General features: G+C 65.8%; 18 protein-coding genes. 9 read left to right on the top strand and 9 right to left on the bottom strand.

The features are described 5' to 3' along the window. Positions 1-17: 17 nt before the first annotated feature. The 3 genes from AC3A3G_RS13060 to AC3A3G_RS13050 are packed head-to-tail and all read right to left on the bottom strand — an operon-like array spanning position 18 to position 2057. The gene (locus tag AC3A3G_RS13060) at positions 18-527 is read right to left on the bottom strand and encodes a hypothetical protein (RefSeq protein ID WP_487488374.1); all 510 of its coding nucleotides are present in this window, start codon (positions 525-527) and stop codon (positions 18-20) included. A gap of 49 nt (positions 528-576) precedes the next feature. Continuing rightward, a complete protein-coding gene (cysE, locus tag AC3A3G_RS13055) occupies positions 577-1398 on the bottom strand; it encodes a serine O-acetyltransferase (RefSeq protein WP_487488373.1) in 822 nt (273 codons plus the stop codon). Positions 1399-1427: 29 nt separating this feature from the next. After that, positions 1428-2057 carry an NUDIX domain-containing protein gene (locus AC3A3G_RS13050; protein ID WP_368924992.1) on the bottom strand — a complete coding sequence of 210 codons (630 nt, stop codon included), beginning with the start codon at positions 2055-2057 and terminating at the stop codon, positions 1428-1430. Positions 2058-2102: 45 nt separating this feature from the next. Here AC3A3G_RS13050 and AC3A3G_RS13045 point away from each other — a divergent pair, with 45 nt between their 5' ends. Further along, positions 2103-2705: a nitroreductase family protein gene (locus AC3A3G_RS13045; RefSeq protein ID WP_487488372.1), complete on the top strand. Its 603-nt coding sequence runs from the start codon at positions 2103-2105 to the stop codon at positions 2703-2705. Positions 2706-2902: 197 nt separating this feature from the next. On the opposite strand, the gene AC3A3G_RS13040 is transcribed toward AC3A3G_RS13045, so the two are convergent. Next, a complete protein-coding gene (locus AC3A3G_RS13040; RefSeq protein WP_125902023.1) occupies positions 2903-3712 on the bottom strand; it encodes a DUF817 domain-containing protein in 810 nt (269 codons plus the stop codon). A 74-nt stretch (positions 3713-3786) separates the two neighbouring features. Beyond that, positions 3787-4401: a hypothetical protein gene (locus AC3A3G_RS13035; RefSeq protein WP_165906618.1), complete on the bottom strand. Its 615-nt coding sequence runs from the start codon at positions 4399-4401 to the stop codon at positions 3787-3789. Between the two features lie 204 nt (positions 4402-4605). Here AC3A3G_RS13035 and AC3A3G_RS13030 point away from each other — a divergent pair, with 204 nt between their 5' ends. Beyond that, positions 4606-5076: a hypothetical protein gene (locus tag AC3A3G_RS13030; RefSeq protein WP_125901997.1), complete on the top strand. Its 471-nt coding sequence runs from the start codon at positions 4606-4608 to the stop codon at positions 5074-5076. Positions 5077-5141: 65 nt separating this feature from the next. On the opposite strand, the gene queF is transcribed toward AC3A3G_RS13030, so the two are convergent. Continuing rightward, a complete protein-coding gene (gene queF, locus AC3A3G_RS13025) occupies positions 5142-5603 on the bottom strand; it encodes a preQ(1) synthase (protein ID WP_125901996.1) in 462 nt (153 codons plus the stop codon). Between the two features lie 214 nt (positions 5604-5817). Between queF and AC3A3G_RS13020 the strand changes: the two genes are divergently transcribed. The 5 genes from AC3A3G_RS13020 (at position 5818) to AC3A3G_RS13000 (ending at position 9034) form a co-directional block, all read left to right on the top strand. Next, entirely contained in the window at positions 5818-6525 is a 708-nt protein-coding gene (locus AC3A3G_RS13020; RefSeq protein ID WP_125901995.1) for a TonB family protein, read from the top strand. A 185-nt stretch (positions 6526-6710) separates the two neighbouring features. Continuing rightward, positions 6711-7637, top strand: coding sequence for an NAD(P)H-dependent flavin oxidoreductase (locus AC3A3G_RS13015; protein WP_125901994.1), 927 nt, complete (start codon positions 6711-6713; stop codon positions 7635-7637). A 36-nt stretch (positions 7638-7673) separates the two neighbouring features. After that, the gene (locus AC3A3G_RS13010) at positions 7674-8381 is read left to right on the top strand and encodes a TorF family putative porin (RefSeq protein WP_125901993.1); all 708 of its coding nucleotides are present in this window, start codon (positions 7674-7676) and stop codon (positions 8379-8381) included. 130 nt (positions 8382-8511) lie between these two features. Further along, positions 8512-8652, top strand: coding sequence for a hypothetical protein (locus AC3A3G_RS13005; RefSeq protein ID WP_234287830.1), 141 nt, complete (start codon positions 8512-8514; stop codon positions 8650-8652). A gap of 169 nt (positions 8653-8821) precedes the next feature. Next, positions 8822-9034 carry a cold-shock protein gene (locus tag AC3A3G_RS13000; RefSeq protein ID WP_003164457.1) on the top strand — a complete coding sequence of 71 codons (213 nt, stop codon included), beginning with the start codon at positions 8822-8824 and terminating at the stop codon, positions 9032-9034. Positions 9035-9130: 96 nt separating this feature from the next. Here AC3A3G_RS13000 and AC3A3G_RS12995 read toward each other — a convergent pair whose 3' ends face one another. Genes AC3A3G_RS12995 through AC3A3G_RS12985 form a run of 3 tightly spaced genes read right to left on the bottom strand, consistent with a single transcriptional unit; the run spans position 9131 to position 12996 of the window. Further along, positions 9131-10369, bottom strand: coding sequence for a mechanosensitive ion channel family protein (locus tag AC3A3G_RS12995; protein ID WP_200216077.1), 1239 nt, complete (start codon positions 10367-10369; stop codon positions 9131-9133). Positions 10370-10424: 55 nt separating this feature from the next. Further along, on the bottom strand, positions 10425-11588 hold the full coding sequence (locus AC3A3G_RS12990; protein ID WP_487488371.1) for a cystathionine gamma-synthase: 1164 nt from the start codon (positions 11586-11588) through the stop codon (positions 10425-10427). Positions 11589-11592: 4 nt separating this feature from the next. Further along, the gene (locus AC3A3G_RS12985; protein WP_487488370.1) at positions 11593-12996 is read right to left on the bottom strand and encodes a pyridoxal-phosphate dependent enzyme; all 1404 of its coding nucleotides are present in this window, start codon (positions 12994-12996) and stop codon (positions 11593-11595) included. A gap of 112 nt (positions 12997-13108) precedes the next feature. Here AC3A3G_RS12985 and rnr point away from each other — a divergent pair, with 112 nt between their 5' ends. Next, positions 13109-15424 carry a ribonuclease R gene (rnr, locus tag AC3A3G_RS12980; RefSeq protein ID WP_487488369.1) on the top strand — a complete coding sequence of 772 codons (2316 nt, stop codon included), beginning with the start codon at positions 13109-13111 and terminating at the stop codon, positions 15422-15424. Further along, positions 15421-16128 (top strand): NUDIX hydrolase, encoded by a 708-nt coding sequence (locus AC3A3G_RS12975; protein WP_487488368.1) that lies wholly within the window; start codon positions 15421-15423, stop codon positions 16126-16128. The genes rnr and AC3A3G_RS12975 overlap by 4 nt, the downstream gene beginning before the upstream one ends.

Here is a 16128-nt window from a genome sequence, read left to right as displayed (position 1 = left end):
CACAGGCGCGCCCGTCGTCAGACTGCGGGCGCGACGTCACTCCAGCAAGGCGCCAGCATTGGCGCGGCCTCAGACCACCATTGGGCAAAGGGAGTATTCACATTTCCCTGCATTTCAAATCTGACGGCTGCGTTGTTGTCGCCTGCGCGCGCACTGCTGTTCCAGAAGGTGTGCCACGTTCCATCAAAGACGATCCCCAAATTCGGAGCCTCAACGCCCAGGTCGATGGCGTCAGGCCGAACCGGGGGTATCTCTTCCATGGCCAGCAGCACCGTCTCTACTGCAGGACAAGTCCGTGAATCCGCCCAGCGCACGGCCTTTGCTCCGCTCCGATCGCCCATGACCCGACGCACAACCCAAAATGTTGTCTGTTTGGGATGCTCGCCCTGAAAGACGGCGTAGAAGGCGTTGACCGACCACTCCTGGGTCAAGGCGCCGATCTCGTTGAGACCTGCAAAAGGCCGTCTACGATCAAAATCGACTTCACGCGCTTGGGCCGCGACAGCTTCATAATCGTCCTGCGCCATGACCGGGCTCGCCGCCATCAACAGAGCCGCAGACAACAAGAGACGCATCTCAGATCACGAAGTCATAGACGATGTCGGACAGCGTATGGTCCATCGTCCGCGCAGGCGTGGCGTCCGTCGGGCAGTTGACCAGCCGCGCCGGCACCCCCGCCACGGTGCAGCCCGCCGGCACCGGCTTCAGCACCACCGAGCCCGACGCCACCTTGGCGTAGTCGCCGACCGTGATGTTGCCCAGCACCTTGGCCCCGGCGCCCAGCAGGACGCCGCGCCCGATCTTCGGGTGACGGTCGCCGCGCTCGGCCCCCGTGCCGCCCAGGGTCACGGCGTGCAGCATGGACACCTCGTCCCCGATCACCGCCGTCTCGCCGACGACGATGCCCGTGCCGTGGTCCAGAAAGACGCCCGAGCCGATCCGCGCCGCCGGGTGGATGTCCAGTTGGAACAGCTCCGAAATCCGGCTCTGGAAATGGAAGGCCAGGGTGTCGCGGTCCTGGGTCCACAGCCAGTGCGCCACGCGCCAGGCCTGCAGCGCCTGAAACCCCTTGAAGTACATGAAGGGCTGCAACAGCGACCGGATCGCCGGATCGCGCTCTTGCACTGCCTTCAGGTCCGCCTCGGCGGCGGCCACGATGCCCGGATCGGCGGCGAAGGCCGACAGGGCCACCTCGCGCACCGTCATGGCCCCCAGCTCCGCATCGCCCAGCTTGCGCGCGATCTGGAAGCTCAGCGCCCCGGCGAAATCCTCGTGCGCCAGGACGACGGCGTTCAGCTGCGACGCCAGGCGCGGCTCCTCGCGCGCAGCGTCTTCGGCGGCGGCGCGCAGTTGCGTCCACAGGTCCGGCTGCTTGGGCACGACTTCCAGCTTGGCCATCAGGCTTCCTTCGAATTCAGACGGCGATCCTACGCGCCCAGCATGGCGCGCGCCAGCGCAGCGGGCAGTTCGCCCTCCAGCGCCATATGGTAGGCGCGGTACGCCGTCGCCACCGTCAGCCCGTCGCGCACCGCCCCTCGCGCGATCTCGGCCATCAGATCGCGGAAGGGAACGCGCGCCGTCAGAAAGACCTCCGTCTCGTCCGGCGCCGTCTCGGTCTCGCTCAAACCCCAGGCCACCCAGGCCATCGCCCGCTCGTCGGTGATGGAGTTGGACAGGTCCAGGTCGAGCGCCGGGCGCCAGTGCGTCGCCGTCAGCCCCGCCTCCTCGGCCAGTTCGCGCTTCACGGCCTCGAACGGGTCTTCGCCCTGCGGCGCCCCGCCCTCGGGCATCTCCCACGAATAGCGCATCAGGGCGAAGCGGTGCTGCCCGACCAGACTGACCGTCCCGTCGTCATGCAGCGGCAGCACGCCCGTCCCCACATTCTTCGGCCGCACGACCACATAGTCGGCGTCAGCCCCCGTCGGCGCGATCGCCGGGTGGCGCGTCACCCTCATCCACGGCGTGTCGACCAGGACGCTGTCGCCCAGGCTGCGCCACGGCGGCGTATCGGGCAGGTTCTCGGCCCAGCGAGGCTTGATGTCGCGGATCTTGCTCATGCCCCTGCTATGGCGCAGCGCGTCCCGAAAGCCTAGCTATCGGCCATGAGCCAGTCAGACCTCGCTTCCGCCCTGCCCCTGCCCGTCCGTTCGGACGAGTTGCTGTCGCGCCTGGCCGTGCGCCGCTCGGCCCCGGCCCAGTCGCTGGCCTTGCCCGGCCCCTCGGACGCCGAGATCGAGCAGATGCTGCTGCTGGGCGCCCGCACGCCCGACCACGGCAAGCTGTTTCCCTGGCGCTTCGTCATCCTGGGTCCGCGCAGCCGCGCCGAACTGTCCGAGGCCCTGGCCGTCCTGGGCGAGGCGCAGGCCCGCACCGGCAAGGAGATCGCCGCCCTGGCCAAGCTGGCCAACCCGCCGCTGACCATCATGGTCGTCTCGACCCCGATCCAGGGCCACAAGGTTCCGGTCTGGGAGCAGCAGCTGTCCGCCGGCGCCGTCTGCATGAACCTCGAACACGCGGCCAACGCCCTGGGCTATTCGGCCAGCTGGATCACCGACTGGTATTCCTACGACCCCGCCGCCGTCGCCCTGTTCGGCGTCGAGGACGGCGAGAGCATCGCCGGCTTCATCCACGTCGGCTCCCTGTCCGAGCCCCCGCTGGAACGCCCTCGCCCGAACCTGGATCACAAGGTGACGACCCGGCCCTGACACCCTTCTCCCCCTGTGGGAGAAGGTGGCTCGCGCAGCGAGACGGATGAGGGGTGTCAGCGCCCCGGCATCTGATTACGGCATCCGATTACGGCCGATTACATCATCTGGTGAGCACAGGCGGCAAACGCCCCGCCGCCACCCCTCATCCGAGCGCTTCCGGCGCCCACCTTCTCCCACAAGGGGAGAAGGCCTTCCTACCTCGGCTCCTCCTCCGGCCGGTGCACGATCGACACCAGCACCACCGAGATGATCATCAGCAAGAACCACGCCCCCAGCTTGTTCAGGCTGACCATCTCCCATCCGCCCTCCTGCCCCGGATAGACCCAGGCCCGCGCGAACGTCCCCAGGTTCTCCGCGAACCAGATGAACAGCGCCACCAGCCCATAGCCCAGCAGCAGCGGCATCGACCGCCGCGTCCGGTCGGCGGTGAAGTAGAACCAGCCCCGCATAAACAGCAGCCCCGTCGCCGCGAACAGCGCCAGCCGAATGTCCGGCAGCCAGTGATGCGCAAAGAAGTTGACGTAGATCGCCGCCGCCAGCACCCACGTCGTCCACAGCGGCGGATAGTGCCTCACCCGGATATGGAAGATGCGCTGCACCCGCGCGATATAGCTGCCCACCGCCGCATACATGAAGCCCGAGAACAGCGGCACGGCGCCGATCCTCAGCACCGACTCTTCCGGATAGATCCACGACCCGTGATAGGTCTTGAACAGCTCCATGATCGTCCCGGCGACATGGAACAGGAAGATGACCCGCGCCTCCTCCCAGCTCTCCAGCCGGAAGGCCAGCATCGCCGCCTGTATCCCCAGCGCCCCCAGCACCAGAAAGTCATAACGCGCCAGCGGCGCTTCCTCAGGCCAGAACAGAAACGTCCCCAGAATCAGCGCCAGCATCGCCCCGCCGAACAGACACGCCCACCCCTGCTTCAGCCCGAACCACAGGAACTCATAGGCGTAACGGCGAAGACGCGAGCGGTCGGCCCACGCCTCGGCGCGCGTCATCAGGCGACGGCCCCAGGATTCGAGCGGGAGGCGGGAAGAAGACACGCTGGACAAACTAACGATGCAAATCGACGTTAGGCAGCTCGGCTGGTTTGCGCAGCAATGAGCATTTCTTCCGTTGTGCGCACAGCAAAGTACGCCGCCTCAGTGGTGTGTTTGTGCGTGCGGTTAAAGCACTTGCCGCTTACGGTATCGATCAGCGCGAAGCGCCACGCTGCGTATTCCTCCTTTTGAAGCCCGAGCTCCAAAAGGTGGACTCCGATTCCAGCGACTTGGGCCGTAAGTCGAACATCTTTAAACATCCACGGCACATAGGCGGTAGTTATGCCCTTTCGCTCCAAGGCAAACACTGGCTTTAGGGTGATCGTGAGTTCCCCACAGGGGCCGGTAAGCTCTCCCGCAGGCGGCTGCTTAGACAAACCTGGATGGGCAATTTTCCAATCATAGAGCGTTTTCAACGCGTCTTGATTGTCTCGTCTTTGATGGTCGCGCTTGATAGACGCCATCACCTCGGACACGGCTTGGTCGAAGGATAAATCCTCACCGAACATCCTCGCGGCAGCGAGCTTGGCGGCCCAATGATAGTCTTGGCCGCCAGGATCGGTGGCATATTTAGCAAGCCGCATTGTTCTCGAGACGGAATCAATGCAATCACCCAATAAGAAAGCTACCAGACCCATGCGTGTCATTTGTCGCTCCTGAAACGGCAACTGCTGATCAAGCACCGATTCGAAAAGCTTAACAAGAGCTAAACGCGCGCAGCAATTTTGGGTCGCTCCGTTCTCTCCCCTTGCGAGTTCCGACGCTTAGCGGCAGCAGCTCGATGCCGCATTGAGATCGGCACTGTCCGATCCCGGATGAGCCTATAAGTCACGCCCGACTATGAGACTGTTATGACGGATCATTCGACTACGGCCAATTACGCAAACCGCGACGAGGCTATTGCAGATGACGTTCGCCAAAAATGGATCTCTACTCTGGCCGTTGGAAATGGAGCCGCGCTCTTCCTGCTCTTCACAGAGACCATAAAGGATGGAGCCTTGCTCGCACCTCCCGTGTCTTTGAGCGCAGGCTGGCTCTTTTTCGTAGGCCTCATCGCCTCATCATTCGCTTTCCTATGTTTAAGCGCTTCGCATAGGCAATCCGAAATTTATTGGCGCTTGTCCCATGCGAAATCTCAATGGGACGACCTCAAAGAGGTTGAGAAAGCCAAAGCGCTTGAGCCTGACATTAGCAATTCTGACAAACTAGGAAACAAGATGGACAATATCGCCACTTGGTCAGCCATTGCAGCATCGGTCATGTTCATCTGCGGGGTTGGAACGCCACTCTCCTACCTCACCTTCCTCACTCTGACCGCTTGATAGCTTGAAGCCTACTTAGCAACTACGCCCGCCTACGATAGTCCATAGGCGAGCCAGATGCCCCCTCACCCCCGACCACGATAGGTCGCCACGCCCTGATCCGGCAGCCACACGCCCTCCAGCGGCGCGCCCGTCTGCCAGAAGACGTCGATGGGGATGCCGCCGCGCGGATACCAATAGCCGCCGATGCGCAGCCATTTCGGTTGCAGCAGGTCGGCCAGGCGCTTGCCGATGGCGACGGTGCAGTCCTCGTGGAAGGCGCCGTGGTTGCGGAAGCTGGTCAGGTACAGCTTCAGGCTCTTGCTCTCGACCAGCCAGTCGCCCGGCACATAGTCGATGACGATGTGGGCGAAGTCGGGCTGGCCCGTCACCGGGCACAGGCTGGTGAACTCCGGCGCGGTGAAGCGCGCCACATAGAGGGTGTCGGCGTGCGGATTGGGCACGCGCTCCAGCACCGCCTCTTCCGGGTTGGTCGGGGCGGCGGTCTGGACGCCGAGCTGGCTGAGGCTGTCGGTATAGTGGGTCATGCCCGCCATTTAGGCGTTCGCCCCGCCAAAGAAAACGCCGCTCCCTCCGCAATCGGCCATCCCCCTGTCGCAGCTGTGCTAGACTGCCCTGCGGCCGAGGGGAGAGCGGCCGTCCGGCGCCGGGGGATTTCAGACGATTCAGACGAATTGGACTCTGTTTTTCTGGGCGGCGCCCACCCCACGCCTGCCCGCCGCCTTTTTTTCAGGAGCATCCGTGATCTTTTCCGCCCGACCTGGCCCCGCCCTGCTCGTCCTCCTGATCGCTTCAGGCATCACCGCCCTGCCGTCTGCGGCCTCGGCTCAGGATGCCGACGACGCCTTGCCGCCGCCGCGTTGGAGCGCCCCGCCGCAACCTCATGCCGATGACTTCCCTGAAGCGGCGCTGCAGGCGGGGGCCAGCGGAGCCGCCGTCATCGCCTGCGACGCCGCGTCGGACGGGGCGCCTGTCGACTGCGAAGTCCTGTCCGAAGACCCTCAGGGCATGGGTTTTGGTCAGGCGGCCCTCGGCATCGTGCAACGCGGACGCGTCGCCTCCGTAGCCGGTGTTGACGGCGCTGCTGCTGCGTCTCGCCGTTTCGCCGTTCGGGTGCCGTTCAATCTTGACGCCGAGCCGACGCAGGCATCGGCTCAAGCGCCGATCAACGTTGAGGCGCGATGGCTGACGCCGCCCCGTCCGACAGCATCGGACTATCCGCAACGGGCGGTCGATCGCGGCCTTTCGGGCGGCGCCGCCGTTCGTTGTGAAGTGGCGCTGTCAGGCAAGCCGACCAACTGCGCCGTTGTCGCCGAAGTTCCTCCCGGCAGCGGATTCGGAGAAGCGGCCGTCAAAATCGTCCGTCGGGGACGGTTGAACCCCGCGACGATCCGGCCGGAAGAAGTCGGGTCCGCCTTCGTCGTCACCGTGCCTTTCAGCATCCACTGACCAAGCCGCTCCGCTCGACAAAGAGGAGTGAATACGCCGGAGCGATTTCAGACGATTCAGACGAATTGGACTCTGTTTTTTCCTTCTCCCCACAAAGGATGAAGGGCGCTGGAGCGCATTGCCTTCCCCGACGACACCCGGTTAGCGTGGCTTAAAACAACGCGTTCCTTCAGGAGAGACGACCCGTGGCCATTCCCGCTTCCCTGCAGTCCGGCCTGAAGCTGCCGGTGATCGCCTCGCCCATGTTCCTGGTGTCCGGGCCGGACCTGGTGGTCGAGGCCTGCAATGCGGGCGTGATCGGCACCTTTCCCTCGCTGAACCAGCGCACGACCGAGGGCTATCGGGAGTGGCTGCACGAGATCAAGTCGCGGCTGAAGCCCGACGCCGCCCCCTTCGGCGTCAACCACATCATCCACCCGACCAACTCGCGCCTGATGGCCGACATGATGGTCTCGGTCGAGGAGAAGGTGCCGCTGATCATCACCTCGCTCGGCGCCGTGCGCGACGTGGTGGATGCGGTGCACGGCTATGGCGGCGTGGTCTTCCACGACATCGCCAATGTGCGTCATGCGCGGAAGGCGGCCGAGGCGGGCGTCGACGGCCTGATCCTGGTCGCCAACGGCGCGGGCGGGCACGCCGGCGTCGTGAACCCCTTCGCCCTGATCAACGAAGTGCGCGGCTTCTATGACGGGACCATCATCCTGGCGGGCGCCCTGTCGACCGGTCAGGACGTGGCGGCGGCGCTGATGATGGGGGCCGACTTCGCCTATATGGGCACCCGCTTCATCGCCACGACCGAGAGCGCGGCCCAGCCCCACTACAAGGATCTGATCGTCCAGTCGGGCTCGGCGGACATCACCTATACGCCCGCCGTCTCCGGCATTCCGGCCAATTTCCTGACCCCCTCCCTGGTCGAGAACAAGATCGACCCGAAGTCCCTGCCCGAGCACAAGCTGGACATGGGCGAGGAGGCCAAGGCCTGGAAGACCATCTGGTCGGCGGGCCAGGGTTCGGGCGCCATCCACGACGTGCCGACCACGGCTCAGCTTGTCGCTCGGCTGACGGACGAGTTTTCGCAAGCCTGTGATAAATTCGACAAGAAGCGCCTCTAGGAAGCGCCCTCGACATTCCCCTATCGAGGCCGATTCATGCGCATCCTGACGACCGCCCTGAAGACGACCGTCTTGGCGACCGCCCCGCTCCTGATCCTGGCCTCGACGGCCGCACAGGCGCAGGACATGCCCGGCCGCTGGAGCTTCAGCGCCGGCGCCGCCAGCGACAACCGCTCCAAGGACGCCTCCAAGTCGGACGGCGACGCCTTCGTCTGGGGCGCGGCGGAATGGGAAAGCGAAAGCGGCCTCTTCTACGTCAGCCCCGCCGCCGAAACGATCAAGAGCGGCGGCTCGGAGCTGGAGCTGGAGCTGACCGGCGGCGTGCGCCCGCAGTGGGCCGGCTTCGATTTCGACCTGAACGTCGCGCACAAGTGGCGGGTGGACGCTGACCCCGGCTATGACGCCAACGCCTGGGAGTTCACGGCCGACATGAAGCGGTCAATCGGTCCGGCCAGCGCGCGCCTGCGGCTGCAACACTCGCCCGACGGCGCCGGATCGGTCGAGGCCTGGACCTGGGTCGCCCTGCGCGGCGGCTGGGACTTCACCGACAAACTGAACGTCTCGGCCGAGGTCGGCCGCCGCGAGCAGGACAACAGCGTCGACTACACCGGCTACAACATCGGCGCGACCTACGCCCTGACGCCCAAGCTGGAGGCCGAACTGCGCTGGCACGGCACCAACGCCAAGGTTCCGGGCGAGCAGTACGCCGACGCCCTGGTCGCCGGGATCAGCGTCTACTTCTGACCGACGCGCCGCCGTTTCAGGCGCACGGTTTCATCTTTCGCCCGAAAGGGCCTAGGTTGCGGTCATGACTTTTCGACCGACGACTTTGGAACGTGCGTACCAACTGGCCGAAAGCGGATCCTGCCGGACGGTGGGCGATGTCAAACAGGCCCTGAAGCTGGAGGGCTATGAGCGGATCCAGGATGCGCTCTACGGCTCGACCATCACCTCGGCCCTGCGTAAGCTGTGTCAGGAGCACTGGGTGTCGCCGCCGGAAACGGCCGAGCCCTGACGCACCGGCTCTTGCATTAGGGCACCGGAGGGTCCACCCTAAAGGGGTCGATCTCTCTGCGTAACGCTCTGCCTTCTGCCCCGCGCACCGAGGTCTAAGCCGATCCATACAGACCCGACAGGTCTTCAGGGACGTTCTCTGAGGCCAACTTCTAGCGGAGGTCCTGAAAATGGCTACCGGCACTGTTAAATGGTTCAACTCCACCAAGGGCTACGGCTTCATCCAGCCGGACGACGGCGGCAAGGACGTCTTCGTCCACATCTCGGCTGTTGAGCAAGCCGGCCTGCGCGGCCTGGACGAAAACCAAAAGGTTTCCTACGAAATCGAGCGCGACCGTCGCTCGGGCAAGGAATCGGCTGGTCAACTGAAGACCGAAGGCTGATCCGGCTCCATCGCCAGCCGCGTCAGCAATGACGGGCCGACGATGACAGGATTTAAAGCGCGCAGGGGTTGCCCTCTGCGCGCTTTTCTTTTGCCCCTAGGCCGCCAGTGAGGGCCGCCGCAGCTGAACGAAGTCCGCCCCGCTGGGCGACTGGAACAGGCGCAGATCGAACTCAGGCAGGATCGCCAGCAGGTGATCGAAGATGTCCGCCTGGATCGCCTCATACTCGGCCCAGGCCACGGTGGCGGTGAAGGCGTAGATCTCCAGCGGCAGCCCTGTCTCCGTCGGCTGCATCTGGCGCACCAGCAGCGTCATGTCCTGACGGATGCGCGGATGGTTCTCCAGATAGTTCTGAACATAGGCGCGGAAGGCGCCGATGTTGGTCGAGCGCCGCATATTGACCGGATCGCGTCCGGCCTCGACCAGCTTGGCGTTCCAGTCCGCCATTTCGGCGCTCTTGTCGGCCAGGTAGTCGTCGATCAGCAGGAAGCGCCGCATCCTTTCGCGCTCGGCCTCGGTCAGGAAACGCGCGCTGGTCTGGTCGATCAGCAGGGACCGTTTGATGCGGCGCCCGCCGCTGTCCTGCATGCCGCGCCAGTTGCGGTAGGACTCGCTGATCAGCCGCCAGGTCGGGATGGTGGTGATGGTCTTGTCCCAGTTCTGGACCTTCACCGTGTGCAGCGCGATGTCGATGACGTCGCCGTCGGCGTTGACCTGGGGCATCTCGATCCAGTCGCCGACGCGCAGCATGTCGTTGGAGTTCAGCTGAACCGACGCCACCAGCGACAGGATGGTGTCCTTGAACACCAGCATCAGCACCGCCGCCAGCGCGCCGAGACCCGATAGCAACAGCAGCGGCGACCGGTCGATCAGGGCCGCGATCACCAGGATGGTGGCGATGGCGTAGATGACGATCTTCAGAACTTGCAGATAGCCCTTGATGCTGCGGCGATGGGCGCGCGGCGAGCGGGCGTAGAGGGCGTTGGCCATATCCAGCCCAGCCCCGATGCCGATGGCCACGGCCACGATCATGAAGGCCCCGGCCACGTTCTGGACCAGGGTGACGAAGCCGGGCGCCAGATGCGGCACGCCGCCTATGCCCTGATGGATGATGACGGCCGGAACGACGCGGGTGAAGCTGCGCACCACGGGCTGCAACAGGGTATCGAGATCATGCACCGCCCGACCGACGATCCGCAGTATCAACCGGGTCAGAATGCGGCGGACCACAAAGTCCGCGATAAAGGCGACTAGGACGAGAAGACAGAGCCCGATCAGCATCTCCGCGATCGGGAACTCCGCCAGGCGATCACGCATGGCGATAAAATCAAACATGAAGCCAGCCTAGGCAGGCCTGCCGGGGATTTGAACCCCGGCGCCTCGATCAGTCTCAGCCGATGGCCTGATCCAGATCGGCGATCAGGTCGTCGATGTCTTCGACCCCGACCGACAGGCGGATCAGGTTGTCGGTGACGCCCCCCGCCTCGCGCACATCTTTAGGCACGGATGCGTGGGTCATGATGGCCGGATGGTTCACCAGACTTTCGACGCCGCCCAGCGATTCCGCTAGGGTGAAGACCTGCACCCGCTCGAGCACCCGCTTGGTGCGCTCCAGGTCGCCGTCGATCAGCACCGTGACCATGCCGCCGAAGCGGCCGTTCATCTGGCGCGCCGCCAGCTCGTGCTGCGGGTGGCTGATAAGGCCCGGATAGATGACCTTGGCCACGCCAGCTCGGTCTTCCAGCCAGCGCGCGACGGCCAGGGCGTTCTCATTATGCGCCTTCATGCGCAGGCCCAGCGTCTTCAGCCCCCGGTTGGCCAGGAAGGCGTCGAACGGCCCCATGACGCCGCCGATCGAGTTCTGCAGGAACTTCAGCTGGGCCGCCATCTCGGCGTCCTTGGCCACCAGAACCCCGCCGACGATGTCGGAGTGTCCGTTCAGATATTTGGTCGCCGAGTGCATGACCACGTCGGCGCCCAAGGCCAGCGGCTGCTGGCTCCACGGCGTGGCGAAGGTGTTGTCCACCACCAGGATCAGCTTGTGCGCCTTGGCGATCTTCGACAGGGCCTCGATGTCGGCCAGCTTCATCAGCGGATTGGTCGGCGTCTCGACCCACAGCATCCGCGTCTTGTCGGTGATCGCCGCCTCGACCGACGCCAGGTCGGTCAGGTCGATATAGCTGAAGTTCAGCCCCATCGAGCGACGGCGCACCCGCTCAAACAGCCGCCACGAGCCGCCGTACAGGTCGTCGCCGGTGATGATGTGCGACCCGGCGTCCAGCAGCTCCAGCGCCGTCGAAGTCGCCGCCATGCCCGAGCCGAAGCCGAAGGCCTGAACCCCGCCCTCCAGATCGGCGATGCAGGCCTCGAACGCCTCGCGCGTCGGGTTCTTGCCGCGCGCGTATTCATAGCCCTTGTTCACGCCGGGGCTTTCCTGGGCGTAGGTCGAGGTGGCGTAGATCGGCGTCATCACCGCGCCCGTCGTCGGGTCCGGCTGCTGGCCCGCATGGATGGCGCGGGTCGAAAAGCCCTGGCGGTTCTTCAGTTCAGACATAGGCTTACCGGTTCAGGCTGAGGTGGTTGATCAGGTCGGTGCGGGTGATCAGGCCGACGAAGGTCTCGCCGTCCAGCACGATGGCGACGCGGTCGCGGTCGAAGACCGGGATCAGGGCGTCCAGCGACTCCGTCACCTGAAGCGTGTCCAGATCGCGAGTCATGGCCGAGGCGACCGGCTTGGCGAAGCGCTCCTGACGGGTGATCTCGTCGGTGTTCATGATGTGGACGATGTCGCTTTCATCCAGAATGCCGACCAGACGGCCGTCCTGAATGACCGGCAGTTGCGACAGGCCGTCGCCGCGCATCCGCTTGAACGCCGTGTCCAGGGTGTCTTTCGGCCCGATCACCACCACGTCGCCGGCGGCGTATTTGCGATTGATCAGGTCCGACAGGTCGCCGTGCAGTTCACGCTCGGCCAGACCCTGATCGGCCAGCCAGGCGTCGTTATAGACCTTGGACAGATACTTGGCGCCGGTGTCGCAGACGAAGGTCACGACCCGCTTCGGCTCCGTCTGCTCACGGCACCAGCGCAGGGCCGTGGCGATCAGGGTGCCGGACGACGACCCTGCCAGAATGCCTTCCTTCAGCAGCAGTTCGCGCACCGTGGCTATCGCCTCGGCGTCGGGGATGGAATAGGCCACGTCGATCAGGTCTGCATCGGCCGTGTCGGGCATGAAGTTCTGGCCGATGCCTTCGACCGTATAGCTGCCGTCAGGTCCAGCCACGCCCTCATTGATCAGGCCCGCCAGCGCCGAGCCGACCGGGTCGGCCAGGATGATCTTGGCGTTCGAACCCCGCGATTTGAAATACTGGGCGTTGCCCGTGATCGTCCCGCCCGAGCCGATGCCGGCGACGAAGGCGTCGATGTCGCCGTCCATCTGCTCGAAGATCTCCGGGCCGGTCGTCTTGAAGTGGGCCTCGGAGTTGGCGTCGTTGGCGAACTGGTTGACGAAATAGCCGCCCGGAATCTGCTGGGCCAGACGCTCGGCCATGTCGGTGTAGTATTCCGGGTGGCCGTGCGGCACGTCCGAGCGGGTCAGGCGCACGTCGGCGCCCATGGCGCGCAGGTGCTGGATCTTCTCCTTCGACATCTTGTCGGGGATGACCAGCAGGACGTTGTAGCCCTTCTGCTTGCCGACCAGGGTCAGGGCCAGGCCCGTATTGCCCGCCGTGGCCTCAACGATGGTGCCGCCGGGTTTCAGCCAGCCGGCCTTCTCCGCCGCCTCGATCATCGACAGGGCGATACGATCCTTGATGGAGCCGCCGGGGTTCTGGCTCTCCAGCTTCAGGAATAGACGGCAGGGGCCGGTGTCGATCCGCGTCACCTCGACCATCGGCGTCTTGCCGATCAGGTCCAGCAACGACCCCACGGGGCGGGACAGGACGGGGTTGTCGGTCATCGACATGAAAGCAGGCTCCGTTGCACGGGTTTCAGGGGGAAGCTGGGCGTCGCGACCCTCGCGGTCAACTCATGCAAGTTTTCACCTTTTCGCCGCGAAGCGCGTTAGAAAGGGCGCAATGGTCAAGACACCGAAACGCCCCGTCGCGGGCCTGCCCGACAAAGAATCCCTCATCGCCTTCCTGCGCGAGGCCGGAGAAGCCGAAAAGGCCGACATCGCGCGCGCCTTCGGCTTGAAGGGCGCCGAACGCCGCGCCTTGCGCGACATGCTGAAGGAACTGGAGGCCGAGGGCCGCCTGGGCAAACGCGGCCGCAAGGGCTTTTCCGAAGCCGGCGCCCTGCCCCCCGTCGGGGTGGTCGATGTCGTAGATCGCGACGCCGACGGCGAGCTGTATGTCGAATTGGTCAGGAGCAGCGAGGACGCGCCGCGCGCCGTCCTGATGCCCGACCGCGAAGGGCGCGGCCCGGCGCCCGGCATGGGCGACCGCCTGCTGGTCAAGTTCAGCCGGGGCGTCGAAGGCTGGGAGGCGCGTCTGGTCAAGCGGCTGGACGCCGGAACCAACCGCGTGCTGGGCGTCATCCGCAAGTCAGCGCGCGAGACGCGGGTCGAGCCGGTCGATAAACGCTCCAAGGACGTGCTGCTGGTGCCCGCCGCCCAGGCGACGGACCTGCGCGACGGCGATCTTGTGCTGGCCGCCGTCGAGAAGGGCGAGCATCGCTACGGCCCCAAGCGCGGCAAAATCCTGGAGAACATCGGGCGTGAAGACGACCCGCGCGCCGCCTCCATCATCGCCATCCACGCCCACGGGGTGCCGACCGGCTTCTCCGAGGCTGTGGAGCGCGAGGCCGAGGATCAGGCCGTCCCGACGCTGAAGGGGCGCGAAGACCTGCGCCACGTCCCCTTCATCACCATCGACCCGGCCGACGCGCGCGACCATGACGACGCCGTCTATGCCGAGCGCGACGAAGACCCGGCCAATGCAGGCGGCTGGATCGTCTGGGTCGCCATCGCCGACGTCGCCGCCTATGTGCGCCCCAATACGGCGCTGGACCGCGAGGCGCGGGCCAAGGGCAACTCGACCTACTTCCCCGACCGGGTCGAGCCCATGTTGCCCGAAGTCCTGTCCAACGGCCTGTGCAGCCTGAAGCAGGGCGAGAACCGCGCCTGCATGGCCGTGCGCATGGTCTTCGACAAGGACGGCAGGAAGACCGGGCACAAGTTCACGCGCGGCCTGATGCGTTCGCACGCCAAGCTGTCCTACGAACAGGCGCAGTCCGCCATCGACGGCCTGCTGGACGACGCCACCGGGCCGATCATGGAGGCCATCCTCTATCCGCTGTGGAACGCCTATCGCACCATGCTGAAGGGCCGCGAGCGCCGCAGCCCCCTGGCCATCGAAAGCCCCGAGCGCCGCATCATCATGTCGCCCGACGGCGGCATCGCCGGCATCGAGCCGCGCAAGTCGCTCGAGGCTCACCGCCTGATCGAAGAGATGATGATCCAGGCCAACGTCTGCGCCGCCGAGACGCTGGAGAAGACGCACACGCCGCTGATCTATCGCGTCCACGACACGCCCAGCCAGGAGAAGATCTTCAACCTGGCCGACTTCCTGCACACCATCGGCAAGCCCTGGAACAAGGGCGAGACGCCGAACACCAAACGCTTCAACAAACTGCTGGAAGAGACCCGCGACACCCCGCACGCCGAGGTGGTCAATGAGGTCGTCCTGCGCACCCAGATGCAGGCCTTCTACAGTCCGGAAAACGTCGGCCACTTCGGTCTGCGCCTGGACCGCTACGCCCACTTCACCTCGCCGATCCGGCGCTATTCCGACCTGATCGTCCATCGCGGGCTGATCCGGGGGCTGAAGCTGGGATCGGACGGCCTGACCGACCGCGAGATCGCCGAACTGGGCGGCATCGCCGATCATGTCACCGAGACCGAGCGCCGCTCCATGGCCGCCGAGCGCGACGCGATGGATCGCTACATCGCCGCCTTCCTGGAAGAACACGTCGGCGCGACCTTCACCGGCCGCATCACCGGCGTGACCCGCTTCGGCCTGTTTATCCGGCTGGACGAGACGGGCGCCGACGGCCTGGTCCCCGTCTCGACGCTGGGCGACGAATACTTCACCCACGACGACCGCGCCCACGCCCTGGTGGGGGAGCGCACCGGCAAGCGGTTCCCGCTGGGCCGCCGCGTCGAGGTGCGGCTGATGGAGGCCACGCCCGTCACCGGCGGTCTGGTGCTGGAAATGCTGTCCGAGCCGGACCCGCGCGATCCCAACGCCCCGGCCCCGCGCTATGGGATGCGCGGACGCGGTGGAGACGGCCCGCCCAAGCGCGGTAAAGGCCGCCCTGGCGGCCCCAAGCCCCGCAACGGAAGCAAGCCCTCCGGCGGCCTGAAAGGCGTCAGAAAGGGCAAGCGGCGGTGAACCCCCTCCCCTTCGACGCAGCCCAAGACCTGACCGACGCGCCGCGTGTCGGCGGCGCTCAACGCCCCAAGGACGCGGCGACCCTGATCCTGACCCGCGACGCCAAGCGCCCCGAGGTGCTGATGGGCCGCCGGGCGCCGGGTCATGTCTTCATGGCGTCGAAGTGGGTGTTTCCGGGCGGCCGCATCGAACGGGCGGATTTCAACGCCGCCGACGACGGCGCCCTGTCGCATGACGCCGCGCGACGATTGCAGGCGGAAATGCCCGCCCGCCGCGCCCGCGCCCTGGCCCTGGCCGCCGTGCGTGAGACCTTTGAGGAAACCGGCCTGATCCTGGGCCGCGCCGCGCCGGCCGCCTCGGTCGCCGGACCGTGGCGAGAGTATCGTCAGGCGGGCGCCCTGCCCGACCTGTCGGTCCTGTCCTATGTGGCGCGCGCCATCACCCCGCCGGGCCGCACGCGCCGCTTCGACGCCCGCTTCTTCATGGCCCCGGTCGAGGCCCTGCGCGATCCCGACCAGATCGAAGGCTCAGGCGAACTGGACGAGATCGCCTGGATTCCGCTGGACGAGGCGCGAAGCCTGGACCTGCCCGCCATCACCCGCTTCGTGCTGGGCGAGGTCGCCGAGCGGCTGGAGACGCCGCAGCGCCCCCTGCCCTTCGTGCACATGGTGCGCGGCCGCCACGTCATCGACCATCAGGACTGA

This window comes from Brevundimonas sp. Soil_N_31, from assembly GCF_057655995.1.
Note: the sequence above shows the minus strand (reverse complement) of the source record. Positions and strands in the feature narration are given on the sequence as shown.

What these genes read in the sequence shown, in the direction of transcription:
- AC3A3G_RS13000 (WP_003164457.1), top strand. Translation starts at nt 8,822, where the DNA reads ATGGCTACCGGCACTGTTAAATGGTTCAACTCCACCAAGGGCTACGGC.
- AC3A3G_RS13060 (WP_487488374.1), bottom strand. Translation starts at nt 527, where the DNA reads ATGGCGCAGGACGATTATGAAGCTGTCGCGGCCCAAGCGCGTGAAGTC.
- AC3A3G_RS13035 (WP_165906618.1), bottom strand. Translation starts at nt 4,401, where the DNA reads ATGACACGCATGGGTCTGGTAGCTTTCTTATTGGGTGATTGCATTGAT.
- AC3A3G_RS12985 (WP_487488370.1), bottom strand. Translation starts at nt 12,996, where the DNA reads ATGTCGATGACCGACAACCCCGTCCTGTCCCGCCCCGTGGGGTCGTTG.
- AC3A3G_RS13050 (WP_368924992.1), bottom strand. Translation starts at nt 2,057, where the DNA reads ATGAGCAAGATCCGCGACATCAAGCCTCGCTGGGCCGAGAACCTGCCC.
- AC3A3G_RS13010 (WP_125901993.1), top strand. Translation starts at nt 7,674, where the DNA reads ATGCGCATCCTGACGACCGCCCTGAAGACGACCGTCTTGGCGACCGCC.
- AC3A3G_RS13045 (WP_487488372.1), top strand. Translation starts at nt 2,103, where the DNA reads ATGAGCCAGTCAGACCTCGCTTCCGCCCTGCCCCTGCCCGTCCGTTCG.
- AC3A3G_RS12995 (WP_200216077.1), bottom strand. Translation starts at nt 10,369, where the DNA reads ATGTTTGATTTTATCGCCATGCGTGATCGCCTGGCGGAGTTCCCGATC.
- queF (WP_125901996.1), bottom strand. Translation starts at nt 5,603, where the DNA reads ATGACCCACTATACCGACAGCCTCAGCCAGCTCGGCGTCCAGACCGCC.
- AC3A3G_RS12990 (WP_487488371.1), bottom strand. Translation starts at nt 11,588, where the DNA reads ATGTCTGAACTGAAGAACCGCCAGGGCTTTTCGACCCGCGCCATCCAT.
- AC3A3G_RS13040 (WP_125902023.1), bottom strand. Translation starts at nt 3,712, where the DNA reads ATGACGCGCGCCGAGGCGTGGGCCGACCGCTCGCGTCTTCGCCGTTAC.
- cysE (WP_487488373.1), bottom strand. Translation starts at nt 1,398, where the DNA reads ATGGCCAAGCTGGAAGTCGTGCCCAAGCAGCCGGACCTGTGGACGCAA.
- rnr (WP_487488369.1), top strand. Translation starts at nt 13,109, where the DNA reads ATGGTCAAGACACCGAAACGCCCCGTCGCGGGCCTGCCCGACAAAGAA.
- AC3A3G_RS13030 (WP_125901997.1), top strand. Translation starts at nt 4,606, where the DNA reads ATGACGGATCATTCGACTACGGCCAATTACGCAAACCGCGACGAGGCT.